This is a genomic window from Rhodoferax sp. U11-2br (assembly GCF_018619435.1).
In the GTDB taxonomy this organism is placed as follows: Bacteria; Pseudomonadota; Gammaproteobacteria; order Burkholderiales; family Burkholderiaceae_C; genus Rhodoferax.
This window is the reverse complement of the sequence record NZ_JAHFZF010000018.1, coordinates 15,011-35,290: the sequence shown is the minus strand read 5'-3', so window position 1 is coordinate 35,290 and position 20,280 is coordinate 15,011. Positions and strand designations below refer to the sequence as shown.

The window sequence follows — 20,280 nt, the reverse complement described above, 5'->3', positions numbered from 1 at the left end:
AACCTATGAGCCACACCCCAAGCTTGCGCCTGTGTCGTGCTGACTACACCAACCCGGTCCATGCGTCTGCCCTGGTGGGTTTGCTGGATGCCTACGCCCAGGACCCAACCGGTGGTGCGGAGCCCTTGTCAGAATTCACCAAGGCCAATTTGCCTGCTGCCTTGCAGGCGCGCCCCACTATTTTCAGTGTGCTTGCTTTTGATGATGCGCAAGCGGGTTTGCCCGTGGGCCTGGTCAACTGTGTTGAGGGTTTCTCGACCTTTGCCTGCCAGCCGCTGGTGAATATCCATGACGTGGTGGTGGCCGCCAGCCACCGCGGGCTGCGTATTGCGGAGCAGATGCTGGCTTTGGTGGAACAGCTCGCTCGTGAGCGCGGTGCCTGCAAACTGACGCTGGAAGTGCTCTCGGGCAACACACCGGCATCCAAACTGTATCGGCGCATTGGGTTTGACAACTACCAGCTCGAACCCAGCATGGGCCACGCCCAGTTCATGCAAAAGTGGCTCTGAAGCCACCAGCAAGCATACACCATGTCCTGGCTCAACAAACTTCCGGGTTATCAGAGAACGCCTTACGGTTTTGAGTGGCGTTTGCTCAAACGCTTACCACATGTTCTGTTGGCTGGCACCTTGTTGCCTGCGCTGGCGGCCTGGCTGGCGCGGTTTTTGCTGACGCAGGGCAGCGCCTCCGAAATTGAACGACGTGTTCAGGCGTTTGATTTCTTGATGGTGGGCATCGTGGCTTTTGTCTGGACGGCTGTTTTGACAGTTGGCATTGGCTGCATCATTGTCTGGCTGATGAAAGGACCAGCGTATGTGGCTGATGGTTACGAGGTGTCGCATAGCGACAAGCCCAAGCTCTGAATCCGAGACGGGTGTGGGCTGCTCAATAGCCCTTGTTACAAAGTGGGTTTGCTCACGTGGCTGAGTTGCCCTTAAAGTTGCAAGCAACATGTTGTTCAAGAAATTGTTAAAACGTCAAGAGCCGGTGCCGGTCAAAGTCGGCACAGGGTCAGCTGTTTCCGAGAACTTGGCCCGCAAGTCGGCAGACCACGTCCTGCATGAACGGCGGCGTTTTCCGCGTCCCATGCCCATCCCCGAGGTCATCGAACACGATTGGGATGTTTGGGTGAATCTGACAAAAGACAGAACCTCTAAAAAATCAGATTAAGCATCTGATGCAATGCTGTGGTGCTGTTTCAAAATCACCTCAACAGACTTGCTTGGGGGCGCTGTACTTGCGGGTTAAAATACTTGGCTACGCGGGTGTAGTTCAATGGTAGAACGGCAGCTTCCCAAGCTTCATACGAGGGTTCGATTCCCTTCACCCGCTCCAGTCTTCGCGTTTTTTGCTTCAAAACGCATCAAGAAATTCGATAAAATCGTCGTCATCGCTTGACAGCTCAGCCACCGTGAGACCGACCCGTTGGATCACCTCTTTGGCAATCGTGCTGTCAGTCATTTCTACTTTGACTGCGCAGGCCCAGGAGTCGGCCCCCTGGTCCTTCAAACGCAGTTTGAACACCTCGGCTTATGGCTACACGCTGGTGGAAGACAACACCGATGGTGCACCCATCGCCAAGGTCGAGCGGTTTGAGGTCAGGTCAGGTGACTGTGGCGCACAACCCGGCTGGTCGGACTGCGACAGTGACCGTGAACGCTCGGAGCTGTCCGAAAACGGCAGCGCGCCACCCGGCAGCGAATATTGGTATGGCTGGTCTTTTTATCTGCCGCCCAACCATCCCACTATATATCCCGCCAAAGTGGCCTTCGGGCAATTTCACCAGCGCAACAGCAGATCACCGGCGTTCATGTTCCAGAACGATGCAGGTGGTTTGCTGATCGACAAGAATTTTGGCCACAGCACCGAGCGCGTCCCGCTGATCAGCCAGGACGATCTGCTCGGGCGCTGGCATCACATTGAGGTGCATGCCAAATGGGACAAGCTCGACGGGTTTTTCAGGGTATATGTCAATGGTGCTCTCAGGTACGAGACCACTGGCAGTACAACGTCGGGCGCGGGCATCTACTTCAAATACGGGCTCTACCGATCTTTCCTGTCCCGTTACAAAACACGTTTTGGCACACAGGAGGTGCCCACCCAAGTGGCTTTGTTTGCCAAGGTTCGCCGCGCCACCACCCGCCAGGGGCTGCAATAACGCCCATGCACCCGGTTGGCCAACCGGGTTAACAAGCTCGGTGTTTACTTCAGGATGTCACCAATACACAGGTACTTGATTTCCACGTAGTCATCCATGCCGTGGTGTGAGCCTTCACGGCCCAGGCCGGACTGTTTGACACCCCCAAAGGGCACGTGTTCGGTCGCCAGAATGCCGACATTGGCGCCGACCATACCGTATTCCAGCGCTTCGCTGACGCGCCAGATGCGTCCGACGTCTCGGGTGTAGAAATAGCTGGCCAGGCCAAATTCGGTGGCGTTGGCTGCGTCAATGGCTTCCTGCTCAGTGTTGAACTTGAACACCGGGGCAAACGGACCAAAGGTTTCCTCACGGGCGCACAACATGTCAGCCGTGGCTTCAGCCACCACGGTTGGCTCGAAGAACTGCCCCGTCAGGCGGTGGCCACCTGCGACCAGTCGGCCACCTTTGGCCAGCGCATCCTGTACATGGCGCTCCACCTTTTGCAGCGCGGCTTCTTCGATCAGCGGGCCCTGGTTGACACCGTCGTCAAAGCCGTTGCCCACCTTGGCGGTCTTGACCTTGGCCGCAAATTTGGCCACGAACGTGTCGTAGACACCGGCCTGCACATAGATCCGGTTGGAGCAGACACAGGTCTGGCCGGCGTTGCGGTATTTGCTGGCAAAAGCGCCTTCGACCGCGCTGTCGATGTCGGCATCGTCAAACACGATGAAAGGCGCGTTGCCGCCGAGTTCGAGCGACATTTTCTTGACCGTGGGGGCCGACTGTGCCATCAGGATACGACCCACTTCGGTGGATCCGGTGAAGCTGATGTGGCGCACGATGTCGCTGGCACACAAGACTTTGCCCACGGCAATCGAGTTGTCGGCGTCGGCGGTGACCATGTTGAGCACACCGGCCGGGATGCCCGCGCGGATCGCCAGTTCGGCGGCTGCCAGCGCGGTCAAGGGCGTCAGTTCGGCTGGTTTGATGACCACGGTGCAACCCGCAGCCAGGGCCGGGGCCACCTTGCGCGTGATCATTGCAATCGGGAAGTTCCAGGGCGTGATCGCAGCGCACACCCCAATCGGTTGGCGCAGGATCAGCAGGCGGCGGTTGTTGTCGAACTGGGGCAGGGTTTCGCCGTTGACACGTTTGGCTTCCTCGGCAAACCATTCAACAAAACTCGCGGCGTAGGCGACTTCACCCTTGGCCTCGGGCAGGGGTTTGCCTTGTTCGGCGGTCATGATGCGCCCCAGGTCGTCCTGGTTGGCCATGAGCAAGTCGAACCATTTGCGCAGGAGGATGCTGCGTTCCTTGGCGGTTTTGCTGCGCCAGGCTGGCCAGGCCGCGTTGGCGGCGGCGATGGCGGCTTCGGCATCCAAGGGACCCAGGTTGGCCACGTCGGCTAACTTTTGGCCGGTGGCCGGGTCAAGCACGTCAAAGCGGCCGGCACCCGTGACCCAGGTGCCGTTAACCAAGGCGTCCGTCTTGAGCAGGCTGGGGTCTTTGAGCTGGGAAAGAGGGGAAAGCGTGGTTGACATGAAAACTCCTGAATTTATAAAAAATACGTCTCTAGCCCTTATTCAATAAGGGTGAGTAGCTTCTGAATTGCTAGCGTTTGAGTACCCCCGGCAGCACACACAACATCTCGAACAGCAGGTTGGCGCCCAGCAACGCGGTGTTGCCAGATGGGTCATACGGTGGCGACACCTCGACCAGATCACAACCAACGATGTTAAGCCCGTGACAGCCGCGGATGATCTCCAGAGCCTGCGGCACCGACAGACCGCCAATCTCGGGCGTGCCGGTGCCACCGGCATAGGCTGGGTCGATGCCGTCGATGTCAAAACTCAGGTAACACGGCGTGTTGCCAATGGTGGCGCGCACCCTTTGCATCAAAGGCGCGAGCGACTGGTACCAGACTTCGTGGGCGGGCACCAGGGTAAAGCCCTGCTGGCTTGGCCAGTCAAAGTCGTCTGCGGCGTAGCCACTGCCACGCAGGCCAATCTGGAACACCTTGGGGCCATCAAGCAGGTTTTCTTCGACCGCGCGGCGAAACGGTGTGCCGTGGGCGATGCGTTCACCAAACATGTCGGGGTTCACATCGGCATGGGCGTCAACATGGATCAGCGCCACCGGGCCGTGTTTGGCCGCCACTGCGCGCAGGATCGGCAGGGCGATGGTGTGGTCGCCGCCCAGTGTGAGGGGGGTGCAACCGGCTTCCAGCACCTTGTTGTAGAAGTTGGTGATGATGGGCAGGGATTTGACGAGCGAATAGGTGTTGATCGGCACGTCGCCCAGGTCAGCCACCTGCAGCGTGTCAAACGGCGCCGCGCCGGTGGCCATGTTGTAGGGGCGAATCAGTGCCGATTCGGAACGGATCTCACGCGGGCCAAAACGGGTGCCTGGCCGGTGGCTGGTGCCGATGTCCAGTGGTACACCGATGAACGCGGCATCCAAGCCCTGTGGCGTTGTGGCGACCGGCAAACGCATCATGCTGGCGATGCCGCCAAAACGCGGCATGGCATTGCCAGACAAGGGCTGGTTTTTGGGAGCGGCTGGGTTCATGGATGGGTTGTTTGTTGTCTGAATAGTTACAACGCAGGCTGTAAGTGAAATTGGCCTCTAACCCTTATCTCACAAGGACTATCAGCTATCAATCCAATACTATGACAGAGACCACAGGGATACCTAGCGCCGCCGCCCACGCAACCACTCCAGCACCAGCAGCAAACTGGTGGTGAACAGGATCAGCAGTGTGGCCACCGCTGCGATGGTGGGCGAGATGTTTTCGCGGATGCCGGTAAACATCTGGCGCGGCAGGGTGGTTTGCTCGGCCCCGGCCAGGAACAGGGTCACCACTACCTCGTCAAACGAGGTGGCAAAGGCAAATAACGCGCCCGAGATCACGCCCGGTGCAATCACCGGCAAGGTGATGCGTCTGAAGGTGTTGAACGGTGTCTCCCCCAGGCTCAGTGAGGCGCGGATCAGGTTGTCGTTGAAGTTGGCCAGTGTGGCCAACACCGTGGTCAGCACAAAGGGTGCGCCCAAGGCAGCATGCACTGCGATCAACCCGACATAACTGTCGGTCAGGCCCAGCGGTGCAAAGTACAGGTAGGTGGCCACACCCACCACGATGATCGGCACCACCATGGGTGCAATCAGCACCGCCATGAGCAGGCCCTTGAAGCAGAAGTCGGTACGCGCCAGGCCGACGGCGGCCAGTGTGCCCAGCACGGTGGCGATGATGGTGGCCGCAGGTGCCACGATGAAGCTGTTGCGGGTGGCGTTGGCCCATTCGGGCGCGTTGAAGAGGTTTTCATACCAGCGCAGCGACAGACCGGGCATGGGGTAACTCAGGAAGGAGCTGCTGGAAAACGACAGCGGGATGATCGCCAGGATCGGGGCCACCAGGTAGATGAGCACCGCCACGCAGACCAGGCGCAGCGTCCACCAGCCCGCCTTGTCGGCCAGGGTGTAGTACAGGGGAAATTGGGGCAGCTTGAACATGGGTGTCTTCCGATTGCAGTGCTGTTAGGCCAGGGCCAGGTCGGTTTTGCCCAGACGGCGGTACACACCATAGAGCAGCATGGTGGTGGCCAACAGCAGAGCACCGAGTGCGCAGGCCATGCCCCAGTTGACTTCCACGTTGGTGTAGCGGGCGATGTAATAACTCAGCATCTGGTCATCGGCGCCGCCGAGCAGGGCTGGCGTGATGTAGTAACCAATCGACAGGATGAACACCAGCAGGGCGCCTGCACCGACGCCGGGCAGGGTTTGCGGCACATACACGCGGGCGAAGGCGGCCAGCGGCGCACTGCCCAGCGACACTGCAGCGCGCACATAGGTGGGGGGCACACTTTTCATGACGCTGTAGAGCGGCAGGATCATGAAAGGCAGCAGGATATGGGTCATGGAAATGATCACGCCGGTGCGGTTGAACAGCAGCTCCAGCGGTTTGCTGATGACACCGATGTCGATCAAGGCGGTGTTGATCAGCCCTTCGGACTGCAGCAGCACAATCCACGCGGCCACGCGCACCAGGATCGAGGTCCAGAACGGCACCAGCACCACAATCATCAGCAGATTGGCCTGGCGCTCAGGCAGGGTGGAGAGCCAGTAGGCCAGCGGGTAAGCCAGCAGCAGGCACATCACGGTGATGATCAGGCTGACCTGGAAGGTGCGCAGCAAAATGCCGCCGTAGGCGCGTTGTTCTTCGGGCATGCGCGCAATATCACCCTGGGCATCGCGGCGCAGATCGACCGACGCCAGCAGGTAGTCGGGTGTCCAGCGTGAGCCGTTTTTGGCGATGGCTTGCCAGAATTCTGTTTCTGCCCAGCGCGGGTCTTTGTCCAGAAGTTGTTGGCGCACCGCTTCTGCATCCCCTTCGATGGGCAGGGCCCGGTAGGCGCCCATGATGAGTGAGCGGGCACCGGGCGCTTCGGTGTTGAGGCGGCGCGCCAGGGCGCCAGCGTCCGACGTGTCGGGCAGGTGGGACAGGTCTTTCACCAGCGCGGCATAAGCGCCAGCGCTGGGTTGTGACTGGCGGTCCCAGGTGGCCAAGGCCTTCACCGTGGAGGGCAGGGCCTTGGCCACCTCAGGGTTTTCCACCGCGCGCATCAGCAGCGCAGCTATTGGGACCAGCAGCGTCAGCAGCAGAAACACCAGCAAAGGCACCGTCAGCGTGAAGGCCCGCCATTTGCGGCGTGACTGTGCACGCGCGAGTGCGGCGCGCAGGTCGCCCAAGGGCGGGTTGGCACTGGTTGGCATCGGCATGGTGGGCTGCTCCTGAGCTGCGGCGGTTTACTGGGTGGCCCAGGCGGCGAAACGTTTTTCCAGAGCCTCGCCCTGGTCAGCCCAGAACGTGGTGTTGAACTGCAGCGCATCCTTGGCGTTTTTGTCCGAGGTGGGCAGGTTGTCGAGCACCTTCTTGTCCAGCTTGGCCAGGGCCTTCTTGTTGGTCGGGCCGTAGGCGATGTTCTGGGCGTACACGGCCTGGTTTTCCGGCTTGGAGGCGTAGGCTATGAACTTGTAGGCAGCGTCTTTCTTGGCCGTGCCCTTGGGGATCACCCAGTAGTCCAGGTCATAAATGCCGCCGGGCCAGTAGATCTGCAGGTTGCGGCCTTCGCGGTTGGCGGCGTCGACACGGCCGTTGTAGACGGTGGAGAGCACCACGTCACCAGCCACCAGGAATTGGGGCGCCTGGGCACCGGCTTCCCACCATTGGATGCTGGGTTTGAGCTCGGTCAGCTTTTTGAAGGCACGTTCGGCACCGTCTTTGGTCGCCAGCACCTTGTACACGTCGGCCGGTTTCACGCCGTCGGCCAGCAGGGCAAATTCGAGGTTGTAGCGGGCACCCTTGCGCATGCCGCGTTTGCCGGGGATCTTCTTGGTGTCAAAAAAGTCGGCCCAGCTCGTGGGGGCGGTCTTGAGTTTGTCGCCGTTGTAGGCCATCACGGTAGACCAGACGAACACACCCACGCCACATTCGCTCACCGCAGAGGGCAACAGGTCGGCTTTGGGGGCGATCTTGCTGTAGTCGAGTTTTTCGAACAGGCCCTCGTCGCAGCCACGGGCCACGTCGGGGGATTCCACCTCGACCACGTCCCAGGTCACGTTCTTGGTGTCGACCATGGCCTTGATCTTGGCTTGTTCACCGTTGTATTCCACAGCGGTCACCTTGATGCCCTCTTTGGCAATCGGTTCGTAATAGGCCACTTTCTGGGCATTGGCGTTGGCGCCACCGAAGTTCACCACAGTGATGGCTTCTTGCGCGTGCGCCGACAGGGTGAGGCAGGCTGACAGGGATGCCAGTGCGATCAGGCTTTTTTTCATGGGGAACAGTTCCTTTGGGTAGTGGGTGAAGGGCAGGGAGGGAAAACGGAAGTGCAAACAGCTCACACGGCGTAGATGCGGGTGTACTCGGGCGGGAACGCCAGGTACACGGTGCTGCCAGGCTCGGGCGGGTGTTGGGCACAGGGGTGGATCAATGCGAGTTTGACCACCGCCTGGGGCTGATCGGGCCCCAGCTTGCACAACAGGCGCACATGGTCACCGTAATAAACAATGTCTACTACCTGGGCCGTCAGGCAGTTGGATTGGCTGGGTACGTCCAGGGACAAGGCAATACGTTCAGGGCGGACACAGGCCTCCACCTTTGCGCCGCTGGCACTCTGGTTGATGTTGAGTCCGCGCAGGCTCACCCCCAGGCCACTGAGGTGGATGCTGCTGGCATCCTGCCCCAGCGTGCCGCGCAGCACCGTGCTGTCGCCCACAAAACCGGCCACAAAGCGGTTGGAGGGGGTCTCGTACAGCGACTGGGCATCGGCCAGCTGCTGGATGATGCCTTCGTTGAACACCGCCACCCGGTCACTCATGGTCAGGGCCTCACCCTGGTCGTGGGTCACGTAGACAAAGGTCACACCCAGCTGGTGGTGCAGCTCCTTGAGCTCGATCTGCATGTGTTCACGCAGCTGTTTGTCCAGCGCACCCAGCGGCTCGTCCATCAGCACCAGTTGCGGGTTGAACACCAAGGCCCGCGCCAGCGCCACACGTTGTTGCTGGCCGCCCGAGAGCCTGGCCGGCAACCGGTCCCCCATGCCCGAGAGGCGCACCATGTCCAGCGCCTTCTTGACACGCTGTTCCTGCTCGGCCTTGGGCACATCGCGCACCGTGAGCGGGTAGGCCACGTTTTGCGCCACGTTCATGTGGGGAAACAGCGCGTAGTTCTGGAACACCATGCCAAAGTTGCGTTTGTGCGGTGGCGTGCCGGTGATCTGGCGGCCATTCAACAAAATGTCTCCGGCGGTGGGCGACTCAAAACCAGCCAACATCATCAGCGTGGTGGTCTTGCCCGAACCCGATGGCCCGAGCAGCGACAAAAATTCACCACTCTGGATATCGAGGTTCAAGTCACGCACCACCAGGGTGCTGCCGTCGTAGGTCTTTTGAATGCCGGAGAAGCGGACCAGGGGTTCGGATAAGGCCATTATTTGCTATTCTTTCAAAAGCACTATAAGCCCATGGAATAAGGGCTACAAGCTGTTTTAGCTACGCAAATAGTGTGCCAGTCAGGCCGTTGCTGCCAGGCAGGCTTCGATGATGTCCAGGCCCTCATTCACTATGGCGTCGCTGGCGGTCAAAGGCACCAGAATACGCACCACATTGCCATACGTGCCGCAGGTCAGCAGGATCAAGCCACGCTTGGTGGCCTCCGCTGCCAGCGCTTTGGCCAGTTCTGCACTGGGTTGGTGCGGATCACCGTCTTTGCACAATTCAAAGGCCACCATCGCACCCAGACCGCGCACGGCGGCAATGCGTTTGTCCTTGGCTGCCATCGCTTCCAGACGCGTCACCAAGTGGGCGCCCATGCTGCGGCTGCGTTCCAGCAAGTTGTCTTTCTCGAACACATCCAGCACCGCCAGGGCGGCGGCGCAGGCGATGGGACTACCGGCGTAGGTGCCACCCAGACCACCGGCAGCCGGGGCGTCCATCACCTCGGCGCGGCCCACTACCCCGGAGATCGGGTAACCACCCGCCATGGACTTGGCCATGGTGATCATGTCGGGTGCCACACCGCTGTGTTCGATGGCAAACCAGGTGCCGGTGCGGCCAGCGCCGGTCTGGATCTCGTCCACAATCATCAGGATGCCATGCTGGTCACACAGGGCACGAACCCGCTGCAAAAAGTCTGTGGGTGCCACATTGAAGCCACCTTCACCTTGCACCGGCTCCACAATGATGGCTGCCACGCGGCTGGCTTCGACATCGTTCTTCAAGATCGACTCGATGGAGGCAATCGAGTCGTCCACACTCACGCCGTGGGTTTCGTTAGGGAACTGGGCGTGAAAAATTTCGCCAGGGAAGGGGCCAAAGCCGGTTTTGTACGGCGCCACCTTGCCGGTCAACCCCAGGGTCAGCAGGGTGCGGCCATGATAGCCGCTGGTGAAGGCGATCACCGCGCTGCGTTTGGTGTGTGAGCGGGCGATCTTGATCGCGTTTTCCACGGCCTCGGCACCCGTGGTCAAGAAGAGCGTCTTTTTGGCAAAGTCGCCGGGCGCCAGGGCGTTGAAACGTTCGGCCAGTTCCACATAGGACTCGTAGGCCAGCACCTGGAAGCAGGTGTGGGTGAACAGGTCGATCTGCGCTTTGACGGCTTCCTTGATCTCGGGGCGGCCATGGCCGGTGTTGAGTACCGCAATACCACCGGCAAAGTCGATGTAGCGTTTGCCCTCCACGTCCCAGATTTCGGCGTTCTCGGCCCGTGCGATGAACACTTCGTGGCTTTGACCCACACCACGGGGGATAGCGGCTCTGCGGCGGGCCATCAGGTCGGCATTGGTTTTGAGGGTTTTGGTCAACATATTTCTCCTAAGCAGTGGGTGATTTAGAAAACACAGTTGATGCACTGTAGAGTTGTTGATCTGGATCAACCATATACAGTGAAGCCTATTTTGAGGATGTACTGTGCAGGCCCCGCACACAATACAGTCCAACCCTATGACTGACACACTTGGCCCAATCCGCGCTATTTCCTTGGGATGCACACATTGAACACGCCGTATCGGGGCACGAGCCTGGACAATGTGGCCATCGTCCGCCCACCCAACAGATTACTCATGTTGACACTGAACCCCCAGAGTTCCACACCCCTGGTCCTGCAGATCGTGGCAGGTTTTCGCGCTGACATCGAAGACGGCTCACTGCGGCCCGGCTCCAAGGCACCGTCCATCCGCCAGTTCGCCCACGCCCACAATGTGAGTGTGTTCACCGTGGTCGATGCCTATGACCGCCTGGTGGCCCAGGGTTATTTCTCTTCCCGGCCGCATTCGGGCTTTTTTGTCAAGAATCGACCGCTGTCGGTGGCGGCGGTGGCGGGTGACGGCCCGAACTTCAATTTTGATTCGATGTGGTACCTGCGCCGCATTTTTGAGAACCGGGCACTGCGGCTGAAGCCGGGCTGCGGCTGGCTGCCGGGGGACTGGCTTTTTCAGGACGGCGTGCGCCGGGCGCTGCGCAGTCTGGCCACCGAAGAGACGGAGCTCAGTGGTTATGGTGAACCCAAGGGATACCCACCTTTGCGCCAACTGGTGTGTGAGATGTTGGCCGAGCAGGAAATCTCGGTGCCGCCCGAGCAGGTGTTGTTGACCCAGGGCTCCAGCCAGGCCATGGACTTGGTGGCGCGCAGACTGATACGCCCGGGCGACGCGGTGCTAGTGGATGACCCGGGCTACCCGAACCTGCTGTTTTCACTGCGGTTCTTGGGCGCGCGCCTGATTGGTGTGCCACGCACACCTAACGGCTACGATCTGGCCGAGCTGGAACGGCTGGTGATCGAAGAGCAACCCAAGGTGTTTTTCACCCAGCCACGGCTGCACAGCCCGACGGGCTCGATTGCCCAGCTCTCGCATCTGCACCGGGTGATGCAGCTGGCTGACAAACACAACTTTCTGGTGGTCGAGAACGACATCTACGCCGATCTGGACCCGGAGCCCCGTCCGTCCCTGGCCAGTCTGGACCAGCTCAACCGCGTCATCTACATCAGCAGCTTCTCCAAAACCATTTCACCCAATATCCGGGTCGGTTATGTGGCGGCCAGCCCGGATCTGCTGGAGGACCTGGCCCAGCTCAAGATGATTTCGGGTTTGACCTCAAGCGAGTTCAGTGAACGCTTGGCCCACGGAGCATTGACCGATGGCCGCTGTCGCAAACATGTCAAGGGTCTGCGCGAACGCCTCGCCAAGGCCCATGTGGCCACCGCCTCCCTCTTGCTCAAGGCCGGGTTTGAAATATTTTGTGAACCCAAGGCCGGCATCTTCTTGTGGGCCAGGCATCTGGCTCTGGAGGACTCGGCTGAGCTGGCTTACAAAGCGGCTGAACAGGACATTTTGCTGGGCCCCGGCCACCTGTTCAGCCCGGATTTGCGCACCAGCGCATGGATACGTTTTAACGTTATTTTTTGTGACGACCCGGCCATCTTCAGCTTTCTGGAGGGCTGCACGCGGTGAACTGGTTTGACCAGCCAGATGTGGTGTCAAAGAGCCCTTTTTTGCCCAACGCAAAGCCGGTTTTTGGGGTCTGCCTGTGGTAGAGTCCCTAGGGAAAACCCTTCAGAGCGTGCTCTAAGTATTGCCAAAAAAGCGGCTGTTGATCTGTCACCAAACACCGTCCCATGAGCGACTACACACGCCTGACCATCCATGACATCGCCAGCATGGCGGGTGTCTCCCGCACCACGGCCAGCATGGTGCTCAATGGCCGCGCCAAGGAATTCCGGATTGCGGCAGCCACCCAACAGCGTGTGCTGGAAGCCGCCCAAAAAACCAATTTCCAGCCCTCCCATTCGGCGCGGGCCTTGCGCTCGGGTTACAGCAACACACTGGGTCTGGTGATTCCCGAACTGACCAATCTGGCGCTGGCCAGTCTGGCGCAGGCGATGGAGCCGATTTGCCATCAGGCTGGTTACCAGTTGCTGGTGGTGTCGAGCAACGATGACCCTGAACAGGAGCGCGCGGGTATTGAACACCTGATTGCCAGACAGGTGGATGGCTTGATGGTCATGCCCTGTTCGCCCGACCCCAAGGTCTACCTCAAATGGCGTACACGTTTGCCCTTGTGTCTGGCCGACCGTCGGGTGAACGACAAGTCCTTGACCCATGTGATCACAGACGCCACCGGCGCGGTGACCGACATGGTCTCTGACGCGCTCAAGGACGGTGCCGGGGAGGCGTATTACTTTGGCGGACAACCCTATCTGTCTCCCAGCATCGACCGGCTCAAAGGGTTTCGTGCGGCCTTGGCTTCCGCTGGCCTGGAGGAGCAGCCTGGCTGGGTGCGTGCGCGTGACTACCGCCGCAGCAGTGGTTACGCGATGATGCAGGATTGTTATCAAGAGCTGGGGCGTTATCCGCGCGTGTTGTTCACCGGGTCGATGACGCTGCTGGAGGGGGCGCTGGCCTTCATCAGCCACAACCAGCACTTCAGCATTGCACCGCAGCGCATCATCACTTTTGATGACCACTCGCTGCTGGACTGCCTGCCTCTGAAAATAGATTCGATCGAGCAGGACAGTCAGGCCCTGGCACAGGCCACGCTGGCAGGCCTGATTGGCTTGATCAACAAACAGACACCGGTTTCCCAGACCGTGCCGGCCCATTTGCACTGGCGCAGCCGCAAGGCCTGAAGACGCTCAGAGCACCTCCTCAGTGTAAAAAAAGCGGCCAGAACGGCCGCTTTTTGCTGGGTACAACAGGCAGTGACGACACCGCCCGCTGTGTTATTCCGGTGAGTTGACCTGGGCGAGGACCGGGCCACCACTGCGTTTTTTCCACCAGGCCCAGACTCTCGGGCCGACGATGGGAATGAACAGGGTGAACACCGCGATAACCAAGAAGCTCAGGCAGATCGGACGGGTGAAAAACACCGAGTAGTCACCGTTGGACATGGCCAGTGTGCGGCGCAGATTGGTTTCCGCCATCGGCCCCAGAATGATCCCGATCACGATGGGCGACATCGAGAAGTCCAGCTTGATCAGGATGTAACCGAGCACACCCGCCGCCATCATGACAAACACGTCAATCATGGTGTGGTTCACCGAGTAGGCGCCCACGGCGCACAGTGTCAGGATGATGGGGACCAGCACACGGCGTGGCACATCCATGATCTTGGTGGACAGCCGCAAACCGGCAAAACCAATACAGCCCATCACGATGTTGGCAACCATCAGACCGATGAAGATCGTGTTGACTTCCACTGGGTGCTCGGTAAACAGCAGCGGTCCCAGAGACAGGCCTTGCACCATGAAGGCCCCCATCATGATCGCGGTGGCGCCATCACCCGGTATGCCCAGGGTCAACAAGGGCACCATGGCTCCGCCTGAGACTGCATTGGCGCCCGCTTCTGGCGCCGAGGTACCTTCGATCGAACCGTGGCCAAATTCCTCGGGGTGTTTGGACCAGCGCTTGGCTTCGGTGTAGGAGATGTAGGAGGCAATGTCACCTCCGGTGCCTGGAATCGCCCCGATGACGGTGCCAATGGCCGAGGAGCGCAGTTGTGTCGGGAACACGCGTTTCAGGTCGGCCCAGGTCGGCAGAATCCGTTTGATGGCCACCTGCACCTTGCGGTTTTCATCACCCCGGAAGTTGTCCTCCATGCTGATCATGCCTTGTGAGAAGGCAAACAGTCCCACCAGAATCGGCACAAACGAGATGCCACCCATCAGGTAGACCGAATCAAAGGTGAAGCGGAAACCAGCGGTCATCGGATCCAGACCCACAGTGGCAATGGCCAGACCCAGGCAGCCGCCCATCAGGCCTTTGATGATCGATTGGGACGACACACTGGTGATGATGCTGATACCAAACACAGCCAGCGCAAAGTACTCGGGCGCCGACAAGCCCACCGCCACCTTGGCCAGCAGCGGTGAGATCAGGATCAGGCAGATGGTGCTGAAGACGCCGCCAAACACCGACGAAGTGGTGGACAGACCCAGCGCACGGCCAGCTTCTCCCTTCATGGCCATCGGGTAACCATCGAGGATGGTGGCCGCAGACGCAGGGGTACCTGGGGTGTTGATCAGAATCGCCGAGATCGAGCCACCATAAATGGCGCCGCAATACACCCCCAGCAGCATCAGGATACCGGTCATGCCCTGGAAGGAGAAGGTCAGAGGCATCAACAAGGCAATACCCATGTTGACGGTGAGTCCGGGCAGGGCGCCGATGATGACGCCAGCCAGTGTGCCCAGAAAAATCATCAGCATGGCGTTGAAGCTGAAGACAACCGAGAAGGCGGAAAGAATATCGTTCATGGTTTCACCTTCGTTGTTTATTCAAGAAACACCGAGGTCGGCAACGTGGTGTTGAAGACGAGGGCAAAGAAGACGTAAATGACCCCGACCACCCCAACAGCAAGCAGCGCAGAAGCCCACAAGCGACGCTCCCCCATCAACATGTTCATCGTCGGAACAAAGGCCAGTGTGGCCAGCACAAAACCAGCTGCTGTTAACAGTCCCCCGTAAACCACCGACACCGCTGCAGCCAGATAGGCTTTGCGAACCACCGCAGAGCCCAGATCCACGGTCTTGTCTTTGTTGATGTGTGGAGACAGCCACACCTCCAGGAACTGCAGCACACCCAGGCCCACAAACAGGTAAGCGATGATGCTTGGCCAGTAGTTTTCGCCCGGCACACCGTTGTCATCCCAACCTGCAAGATTGCGGCTGAGGTAAATAATCAGCAGACCCAGCAGTACCGAGACTGATGCCACGACCAAGTTGTATTTCTTCATGTTGAATCCTCTTTATGCTGGCCCGGTCACATCGCAGTCGGGCCAGTTTGATCAGAATTTATTTTTTCTTGGATTCTTCGATCAGGTCTTTGTAGGTGTCGTGGTCTTCTTTCATCATGGCCGCAGCGGCATCACCTGCAATCACCACCGGCATGATCCCTTGTTTCATCATGGCAGCCTGGAAGTCTGGCGATTTCACCGTGGTGGTAAAGGTAGCAACCAGTTCTTTGGTGATGTTCGCTGGCAGTTTGGCGGGTGCCGCCAGCACGGCCCAGGCACGCATGTTCAAGCCCAGATCCTGCCCCAGGGCTTCCTGGAACGTGGGCACCTTCGGGAACAGATCAAAACGCTTGGTGTCCATCACCCCCAGAAAACGCAGCGCACCGGCGTCCACCTGGGATTTGGCTGCACCGGGGGTGGTGATGACCGCGTCAATGTGCCCGCCCACCAGTGAGGCAATGGCTGGGCCAACCCCTTCGTTGTAGGGGATGTGGTTGAACTTAACGTTCAGCTTGCGTTCGATGTTGAGGGCGGCCAGATGGTATATCGCACCCATGCCGGAGTTACCCACCTTGATCTTGCCGGGGTTGGCTTTGGTGGCGTCAATGAATTCTTTGAGGGTTTTGTAAGGAGAGTCGGCCTTGACCACCACGGCGCACGGGTCGGCAATGGCGGCCACCAGCGGCGTGAAGTCGGCGTAGGTGACGGGCGACTTGCCTTCATGCGGAAACATCGCCAGTTCAACCGTCGTCATCACCAGCTTGTAACCATCGGGCTTGGCCCGAGCCACTTCGATCAACCCAGCCACACCGTTGCCGGCGGGTTTGTTGTCGGGCACAAACATCAGGCCTTTGGGCATGGCGTTTTTGCTGTACTCGATCAGGGTTCGTGCGGAAGTATCGGTACCCCCGCCCGGGTTCTTCGGAATCACCACCTCAATGTTTTTGGTCGGGTAAGTCAGGGTCTGGGCGAAACTTTGTCCCACCACCACCGACAGCGCAGCTGCCAACACCAATGACATTTTTCTCATGACGCGATCTCCTTCTTTGATAAAAAGTTCTCTCTCTCTTTTTTGCTACTTGGAGCGAGCAAAACAACTCATACCTTCATCGTTCAATCTTTCAATTTATGGGCAGCTTGGCTGTCTGCGTGTTCAAGGTAAAACCAGGTGCTGGTACACGATGTTTCGCCGGTTCCAGGTGTAGCTCAGATGCACATGGCGACCATCGGCAATGATGGCCGGGTAAGAAAACTCGCCTTCCTGTGTTTCCATGTCCAGCTCCGTGGTCCAGCTGGCACCGTTGTCGGTGGACAGTGACAAGGAAATCGGGTAGCGCCGCCCCCAGTTGCCTGCCACCGGGTTGGACACCAGGGCGAGGTCCCCGCCGTCGCAGCGCACCAGGTCGATGCCACTGTTGTTGTTGGGCAAGCCGATGGCATACGCCGCGCACCAACTGTGGCCATAGTTGCTGGAGTCACTGCGGTAGATGAAGCCGCGCGTGCTGCGCATCAGCATGTGGACCTGACCCGGTGCCGACTCCCAAAGCGTTGGCTGGATCACCCCGTCCCACTGGAACACCCGTTTGACATCGGTTTCCCAAAGCGCATTGGCGGCCAGTCCGCTCCAGACTTCGGTGCTGCCCGCGTTGACAGGCTGCAGGTGGGTGATCGGCACATCCACCTTGTGCCAGCTTTGACCCTTGTCGGCCGAGATGTCGGCAAACACATCCCAGGTGGTTTCGGTTTCAATCGAGCCTGGCGCCAGCCACTCGCCGTTGCTCATCACGATCAGCTTGTTCTTGACGGGACCACGTGGCAAGGTGTCACCGGGCACCAGTTCCTGTACAGCTGCCCAGGTCTGTCCTCCGTCATGTGACACCGTCCAGCGCGTCACCCAGTTGTGCACGGTTGGCCCCACCTTGTAGAACAGCCAGACCGTGTCACCTTCGGCATGGAGTACCGGGTTCCAGTGGGCCAGGCCGTCCTCGGCGATACATCTCACCGGTGCCTGCCAGACGCCACCCAGCGTCGACACCAGCCAGATCGCCACATCACCTGCGCCTTCGCGTTCACCCGCAAAAAAAGCCACCAGCAGTTCACCATTGGGTAACTTCACCAGGGTGGAGGCATGGCAGTTGTTGAAGTAGCCATGGTCCTGCGGCAGCAGAAAACACTTCTCAGAGTTGATAGATTTCATGTCAAACACCCATTGTCTCGTGGCCACTGCCGCTTTTTGTCAGTTCAGGATGCCCAGCTGGTTTTTCAGTGTTTCGCCCAGTCGCAGTGTTTGCTGCACCGTGGACTGAAAGTGGGCCGAGTAGTAGTTGCCAGCTTCGCGGGTGCGGCTGGCGACTGACTTGAAGTTGCCCAGGCTGAGCTGATAGTCCTTGGCACAGATCGGGTAGTCCAGGTACTCCAGCAGGGATGCGGCCGAAAGGTAGTCCGAGACCGCCTGTGCACTCTCCGGCGCGGTGTCCCAGTTGTCACACAACCAGACATACAACTCGGGGTGGAAGTTGGTCATCACACCGCTGTAGCCGTGTGCGCCTGCCTGCAGCGAGGCCAGCAAGGTCTGGCCGTTGGCATTGGCGATGTGCAACCGGCTGCCTTTGATGAGATCCAGACGCTGGCGGATTTTTTCGATCTGGCAGCAGGTGTCCTTGATGAAGGTGTAACGCCCGCTCTGGGCGCACCAGCTCACCACCTCATCCGAGAGCAGGCGCTTGTAGGGGTGCGGGCATTCGTAAATGCCCAGCCCCACTGTGTCGGGGATGGCCGCCGTGAGGGTTTGCAGATTGGCCAGCACCACATCATCACCCTCGCTGGGCGAGGCCAGACGGTTGCTGATCAGGATCACACTGTCCACACCGGTCTCGGCCATCTGGCCGACCTGGTCGATCTGCTGCGGCAGGCCGCAGGCGGTGTGGCCGGAGGCCACCACCGGCACACGCCCATCGACATAGTCCAGCACAAAACGTGTCAGCTGTAGCGACTCTGCTTCCGAGAGAAAAAACATCTCGCTCGATTGGCAGTTGGCAAACAAGCCATTCACGCCCGCCTGGATGTACCAGTCAATGAGTTTTTCCAACGACGCCCAATCGATGTTGCGCTGTTCGTCAAACGGGGTCAGCATGACCGGCCAGACACCCGTGTATTTATCGTTATGGTTCATTCAAAAATCCTGGGTTGAAGCTCAGAGGCAAGCGTTGGCGTCACCCGCTACAAAAACGCGGATATTTTGCGTCAGCGCCTGCGCGACAAAAGCACGCAGCACATCTTGCAGTTTGTCTGCATCCACGTAGGCGATGGTGATGTGGTTGCTTTGGTGACCGGCCATCAGTTCATCACGGCTGACACCGTCGAGCACACAGTTGAGCAGCGGCCACTCATAGGTGGTGGCGCGACGGCGGCGCTCGAACTCGGCAGCAGGCAGTTCCACCGCCGTGCCGGTACCAATGTGCATCACCACCTTGGTGCCTTCGTAGTGGGCGCGGGCCCAGATCATTCGGCCCGCCTTGCCCTGGCCTTGGATCGACGAGCCCCCCTTGGGGAAGTACATCGCGGGTTGGCGATAACCGGAGGCACCGGCAATACCACCCTTGAGGTGTTCGAACGGCACCGAGCCCGAGATTTCAAAGTCCCAGTAGAAGATGCCTTCAAACTCGCTGCCCCAACGGATGTCGTGCAGTGTGGTTTCCGCAGGCAGACCGAAGGAGTCCAGCAGGCGCCACAACATGGTCTGCGGAATCGCGGTGCCCATGTCCACCTCGTTGATGCAGGGGATGGCTTTGCCCGCACGGATGATGTTGCCAGCTTCGTCCGGAATCGGGAAACGTTCTCTGGAGCCGATGGCGCCTTCGGCAAAGTCGGAGGCTGCGCACGAATGTGCCAGCCCCTGCTGGTACTGCACACCCACGGCAGACAGGCCAAAACGCTGGGTGAAACGGCCCATGGCAACCATCATGGCGCATTGTTCGAGCACCTGGTCACGTGTCAGCTCCTTGGCCGGATCGGTGCCAAAGTTGAACTTCATGCCGCGTGCTTCATACCAGGCCAGACATTCCTCACGCAGAGCTTGCGGCACCTTGGCCATTTCCACCAGCAGGGCGGACTGCGACAGGCTTTCCATCGGCATGCCGATGTCAACCAGGGCTTTTTGCGGGAACACGCCATTGATCATGCCCATACAAAAGCTGTCAAACAGCCCCATGATCTCCTTGTGTTTCAGCACATAGTCACCCACCTGGCGACCCATGGCCCAGGCCGGAGTGGCGCTGGCCGGGTGTGCGTTGTCGACAGCTTTCAGGTAAGTGGTGTCATGGGTGATCTGCTGGGTGGTCAGCCAGGAACTCAGGCCGCTGTAGAAAAACTCATCGTTGAATTCAGCAGACCACAGGCGCGAGTAGGACTTGCCCAGGCTGGTCAGTGTGCCAGCCATACACAACATGCCAACAAGGCCGGGCCAGGTGCCGTCAAAGTTGGCCAGCAGCAGCACCGGACCACGGTGTTTGGCCAGGCTGGGTGCCAGATGGTGCGAGTACTGCCAGGCAGTCAACAGCACAATCACCGGAGCGTCCGAGTCAATCGTGGCAAACAGGTCGCTGCCTTCGCGCTGGCTGCTGATGAAGCCATGGCCCTTGTCGCCTTTGTACAGGTGGGCGCGTTTGATCTTGTAGCCCAGGCGCTGGGTCACAGCTTCTTCTAGCCGGACTTCAAACTTGGCCTGTACCGGCCAGCATTCCACATTGGCAGATTCGCGAAGGTCAGCGTTGGTGACCAGCAATACTTCTTTGTCGGCCACGGTGAGCACCGGGCTGGAGGGGGGCAGGGTCAGGGTCAGCATAGGGATGTCC

The 20,280-nt window shown here is 59.4% G+C and carries 19 protein-coding genes and 1 tRNA gene; 7 read left to right on the top strand and 13 right to left on the bottom strand.

What is annotated here, in order from left to right; genetic code table 11:
- The first annotated feature begins 5 nt into the window (after nt 1-5).
- From KKO72_RS12625 to KKO72_RS12605, 5 genes are all read left to right on the top strand, one after another.
- Complete coding sequence (locus KKO72_RS12625; RefSeq protein WP_214938757.1) at nt 6-509, top strand: N-acetyltransferase; 504 nt, start codon at nt 6-8, stop codon at nt 507-509.
- A gap of 21 nt (nt 510-530) precedes the next feature.
- Complete coding sequence (locus tag KKO72_RS12620; protein WP_214938755.1) at nt 531-863, top strand: hypothetical protein; 333 nt, start codon at nt 531-533, stop codon at nt 861-863.
- Nucleotides 864-951: 88 nt separating this feature from the next.
- Complete coding sequence (locus tag KKO72_RS12615; protein ID WP_214938753.1) at nt 952-1,170, top strand: hypothetical protein; 219 nt, start codon at nt 952-954, stop codon at nt 1,168-1,170.
- A 91-nt stretch (nt 1,171-1,261) separates the two neighbouring features.
- Nucleotides 1,262-1,335 (top strand) — tRNA-Gly (locus tag KKO72_RS12610).
- 76 nt (nt 1,336-1,411) lie between these two features.
- Nucleotides 1,412-2,158, top strand: coding sequence for a heparin lyase I family protein (locus KKO72_RS12605; RefSeq protein ID WP_214938751.1), 747 nt, complete (start codon nt 1,412-1,414; stop codon nt 2,156-2,158).
- A gap of 44 nt (nt 2,159-2,202) precedes the next feature.
- On the opposite strand, the gene KKO72_RS12600 is transcribed toward KKO72_RS12605, so the two are convergent.
- From KKO72_RS12600 to gabT, 7 genes are all read right to left on the bottom strand, one after another.
- Nucleotides 2,203-3,681: an NAD-dependent succinate-semialdehyde dehydrogenase gene (locus KKO72_RS12600; RefSeq protein ID WP_214938749.1), complete on the bottom strand. Its 1,479-nt coding sequence runs from the start codon at nt 3,679-3,681 to the stop codon at nt 2,203-2,205.
- Between the two features lie 70 nt (nt 3,682-3,751).
- Nucleotides 3,752-4,708 carry an agmatinase gene (speB, locus tag KKO72_RS12595; RefSeq protein WP_214938747.1) on the bottom strand — a complete coding sequence of 319 codons (957 nt, stop codon included), beginning with the start codon at nt 4,706-4,708 and terminating at the stop codon, nt 3,752-3,754.
- Between the two features lie 123 nt (nt 4,709-4,831).
- Nucleotides 4,832-5,650 (bottom strand): ABC transporter permease, encoded by an 819-nt coding sequence (locus KKO72_RS12590; protein ID WP_214938745.1) that lies wholly within the window; start codon nt 5,648-5,650, stop codon nt 4,832-4,834.
- Nucleotides 5,651-5,674: 24 nt separating this feature from the next.
- On the bottom strand, nt 5,675-6,916 hold the full coding sequence (locus KKO72_RS12585) for an ABC transporter permease (RefSeq protein WP_214938743.1): 1,242 nt from the start codon (nt 6,914-6,916) through the stop codon (nt 5,675-5,677).
- A 27-nt stretch (nt 6,917-6,943) separates the two neighbouring features.
- Entirely contained in the window at nt 6,944-7,975 is a 1,032-nt protein-coding gene (locus tag KKO72_RS12580) for an ABC transporter substrate-binding protein (protein ID WP_214938741.1), read from the bottom strand.
- A gap of 62 nt (nt 7,976-8,037) precedes the next feature.
- Complete coding sequence (locus KKO72_RS12575; protein ID WP_214938739.1) at nt 8,038-9,129, bottom strand: ABC transporter ATP-binding protein; 1,092 nt, start codon at nt 9,127-9,129, stop codon at nt 8,038-8,040.
- Nucleotides 9,130-9,210: 81 nt separating this feature from the next.
- Complete coding sequence (gabT, locus tag KKO72_RS12570) at nt 9,211-10,503, bottom strand: 4-aminobutyrate--2-oxoglutarate transaminase (RefSeq protein ID WP_214938737.1); 1,293 nt, start codon at nt 10,501-10,503, stop codon at nt 9,211-9,213.
- Nucleotides 10,504-10,758: 255 nt separating this feature from the next.
- Between gabT and KKO72_RS12565 the strand changes: the two genes are divergently transcribed.
- Nucleotides 10,759-12,147 (top strand): PLP-dependent aminotransferase family protein, encoded by a 1,389-nt coding sequence (locus KKO72_RS12565; RefSeq protein WP_214938735.1) that lies wholly within the window; start codon nt 10,759-10,761, stop codon nt 12,145-12,147.
- Nucleotides 12,148-12,311: 164 nt separating this feature from the next.
- Nucleotides 12,312-13,322 carry a LacI family DNA-binding transcriptional regulator gene (locus tag KKO72_RS12560; RefSeq protein ID WP_214938733.1) on the top strand — a complete coding sequence of 337 codons (1,011 nt, stop codon included), beginning with the start codon at nt 12,312-12,314 and terminating at the stop codon, nt 13,320-13,322.
- A 93-nt stretch (nt 13,323-13,415) separates the two neighbouring features.
- Here the strand turns inward: KKO72_RS12560 and KKO72_RS12555 are convergent, their stop codons facing one another.
- The 6 genes from KKO72_RS12555 to KKO72_RS12530 form a co-directional block, all read right to left on the bottom strand.
- Nucleotides 13,416-14,948 carry a tripartite tricarboxylate transporter permease gene (locus KKO72_RS12555; protein ID WP_214938731.1) on the bottom strand — a complete coding sequence of 511 codons (1,533 nt, stop codon included), beginning with the start codon at nt 14,946-14,948 and terminating at the stop codon, nt 13,416-13,418.
- Nucleotides 14,949-14,965: 17 nt separating this feature from the next.
- Complete coding sequence (locus KKO72_RS12550) at nt 14,966-15,427, bottom strand: tripartite tricarboxylate transporter TctB family protein (RefSeq protein ID WP_214938729.1); 462 nt, start codon at nt 15,425-15,427, stop codon at nt 14,966-14,968.
- A 58-nt stretch (nt 15,428-15,485) separates the two neighbouring features.
- Nucleotides 15,486-16,457: a tripartite tricarboxylate transporter substrate binding protein gene (locus KKO72_RS12545; RefSeq protein ID WP_214938727.1), complete on the bottom strand. Its 972-nt coding sequence runs from the start codon at nt 16,455-16,457 to the stop codon at nt 15,486-15,488.
- Nucleotides 16,458-16,580: 123 nt separating this feature from the next.
- Nucleotides 16,581-17,624, bottom strand: coding sequence for an exo-alpha-sialidase (locus KKO72_RS12540; RefSeq protein WP_214938725.1), 1,044 nt, complete (start codon nt 17,622-17,624; stop codon nt 16,581-16,583).
- A 39-nt stretch (nt 17,625-17,663) separates the two neighbouring features.
- Nucleotides 17,664-18,599 (bottom strand): dihydrodipicolinate synthase family protein, encoded by a 936-nt coding sequence (locus KKO72_RS12535; RefSeq protein WP_214938723.1) that lies wholly within the window; start codon nt 18,597-18,599, stop codon nt 17,664-17,666.
- Between the two features lie 21 nt (nt 18,600-18,620).
- Nucleotides 18,621-20,270 carry a hypothetical protein gene (locus tag KKO72_RS12530; protein WP_214938721.1) on the bottom strand — a complete coding sequence of 550 codons (1,650 nt, stop codon included), beginning with the start codon at nt 20,268-20,270 and terminating at the stop codon, nt 18,621-18,623.
- Between the last annotated feature and the right edge of the window lie 10 nt (nt 20,271-20,280).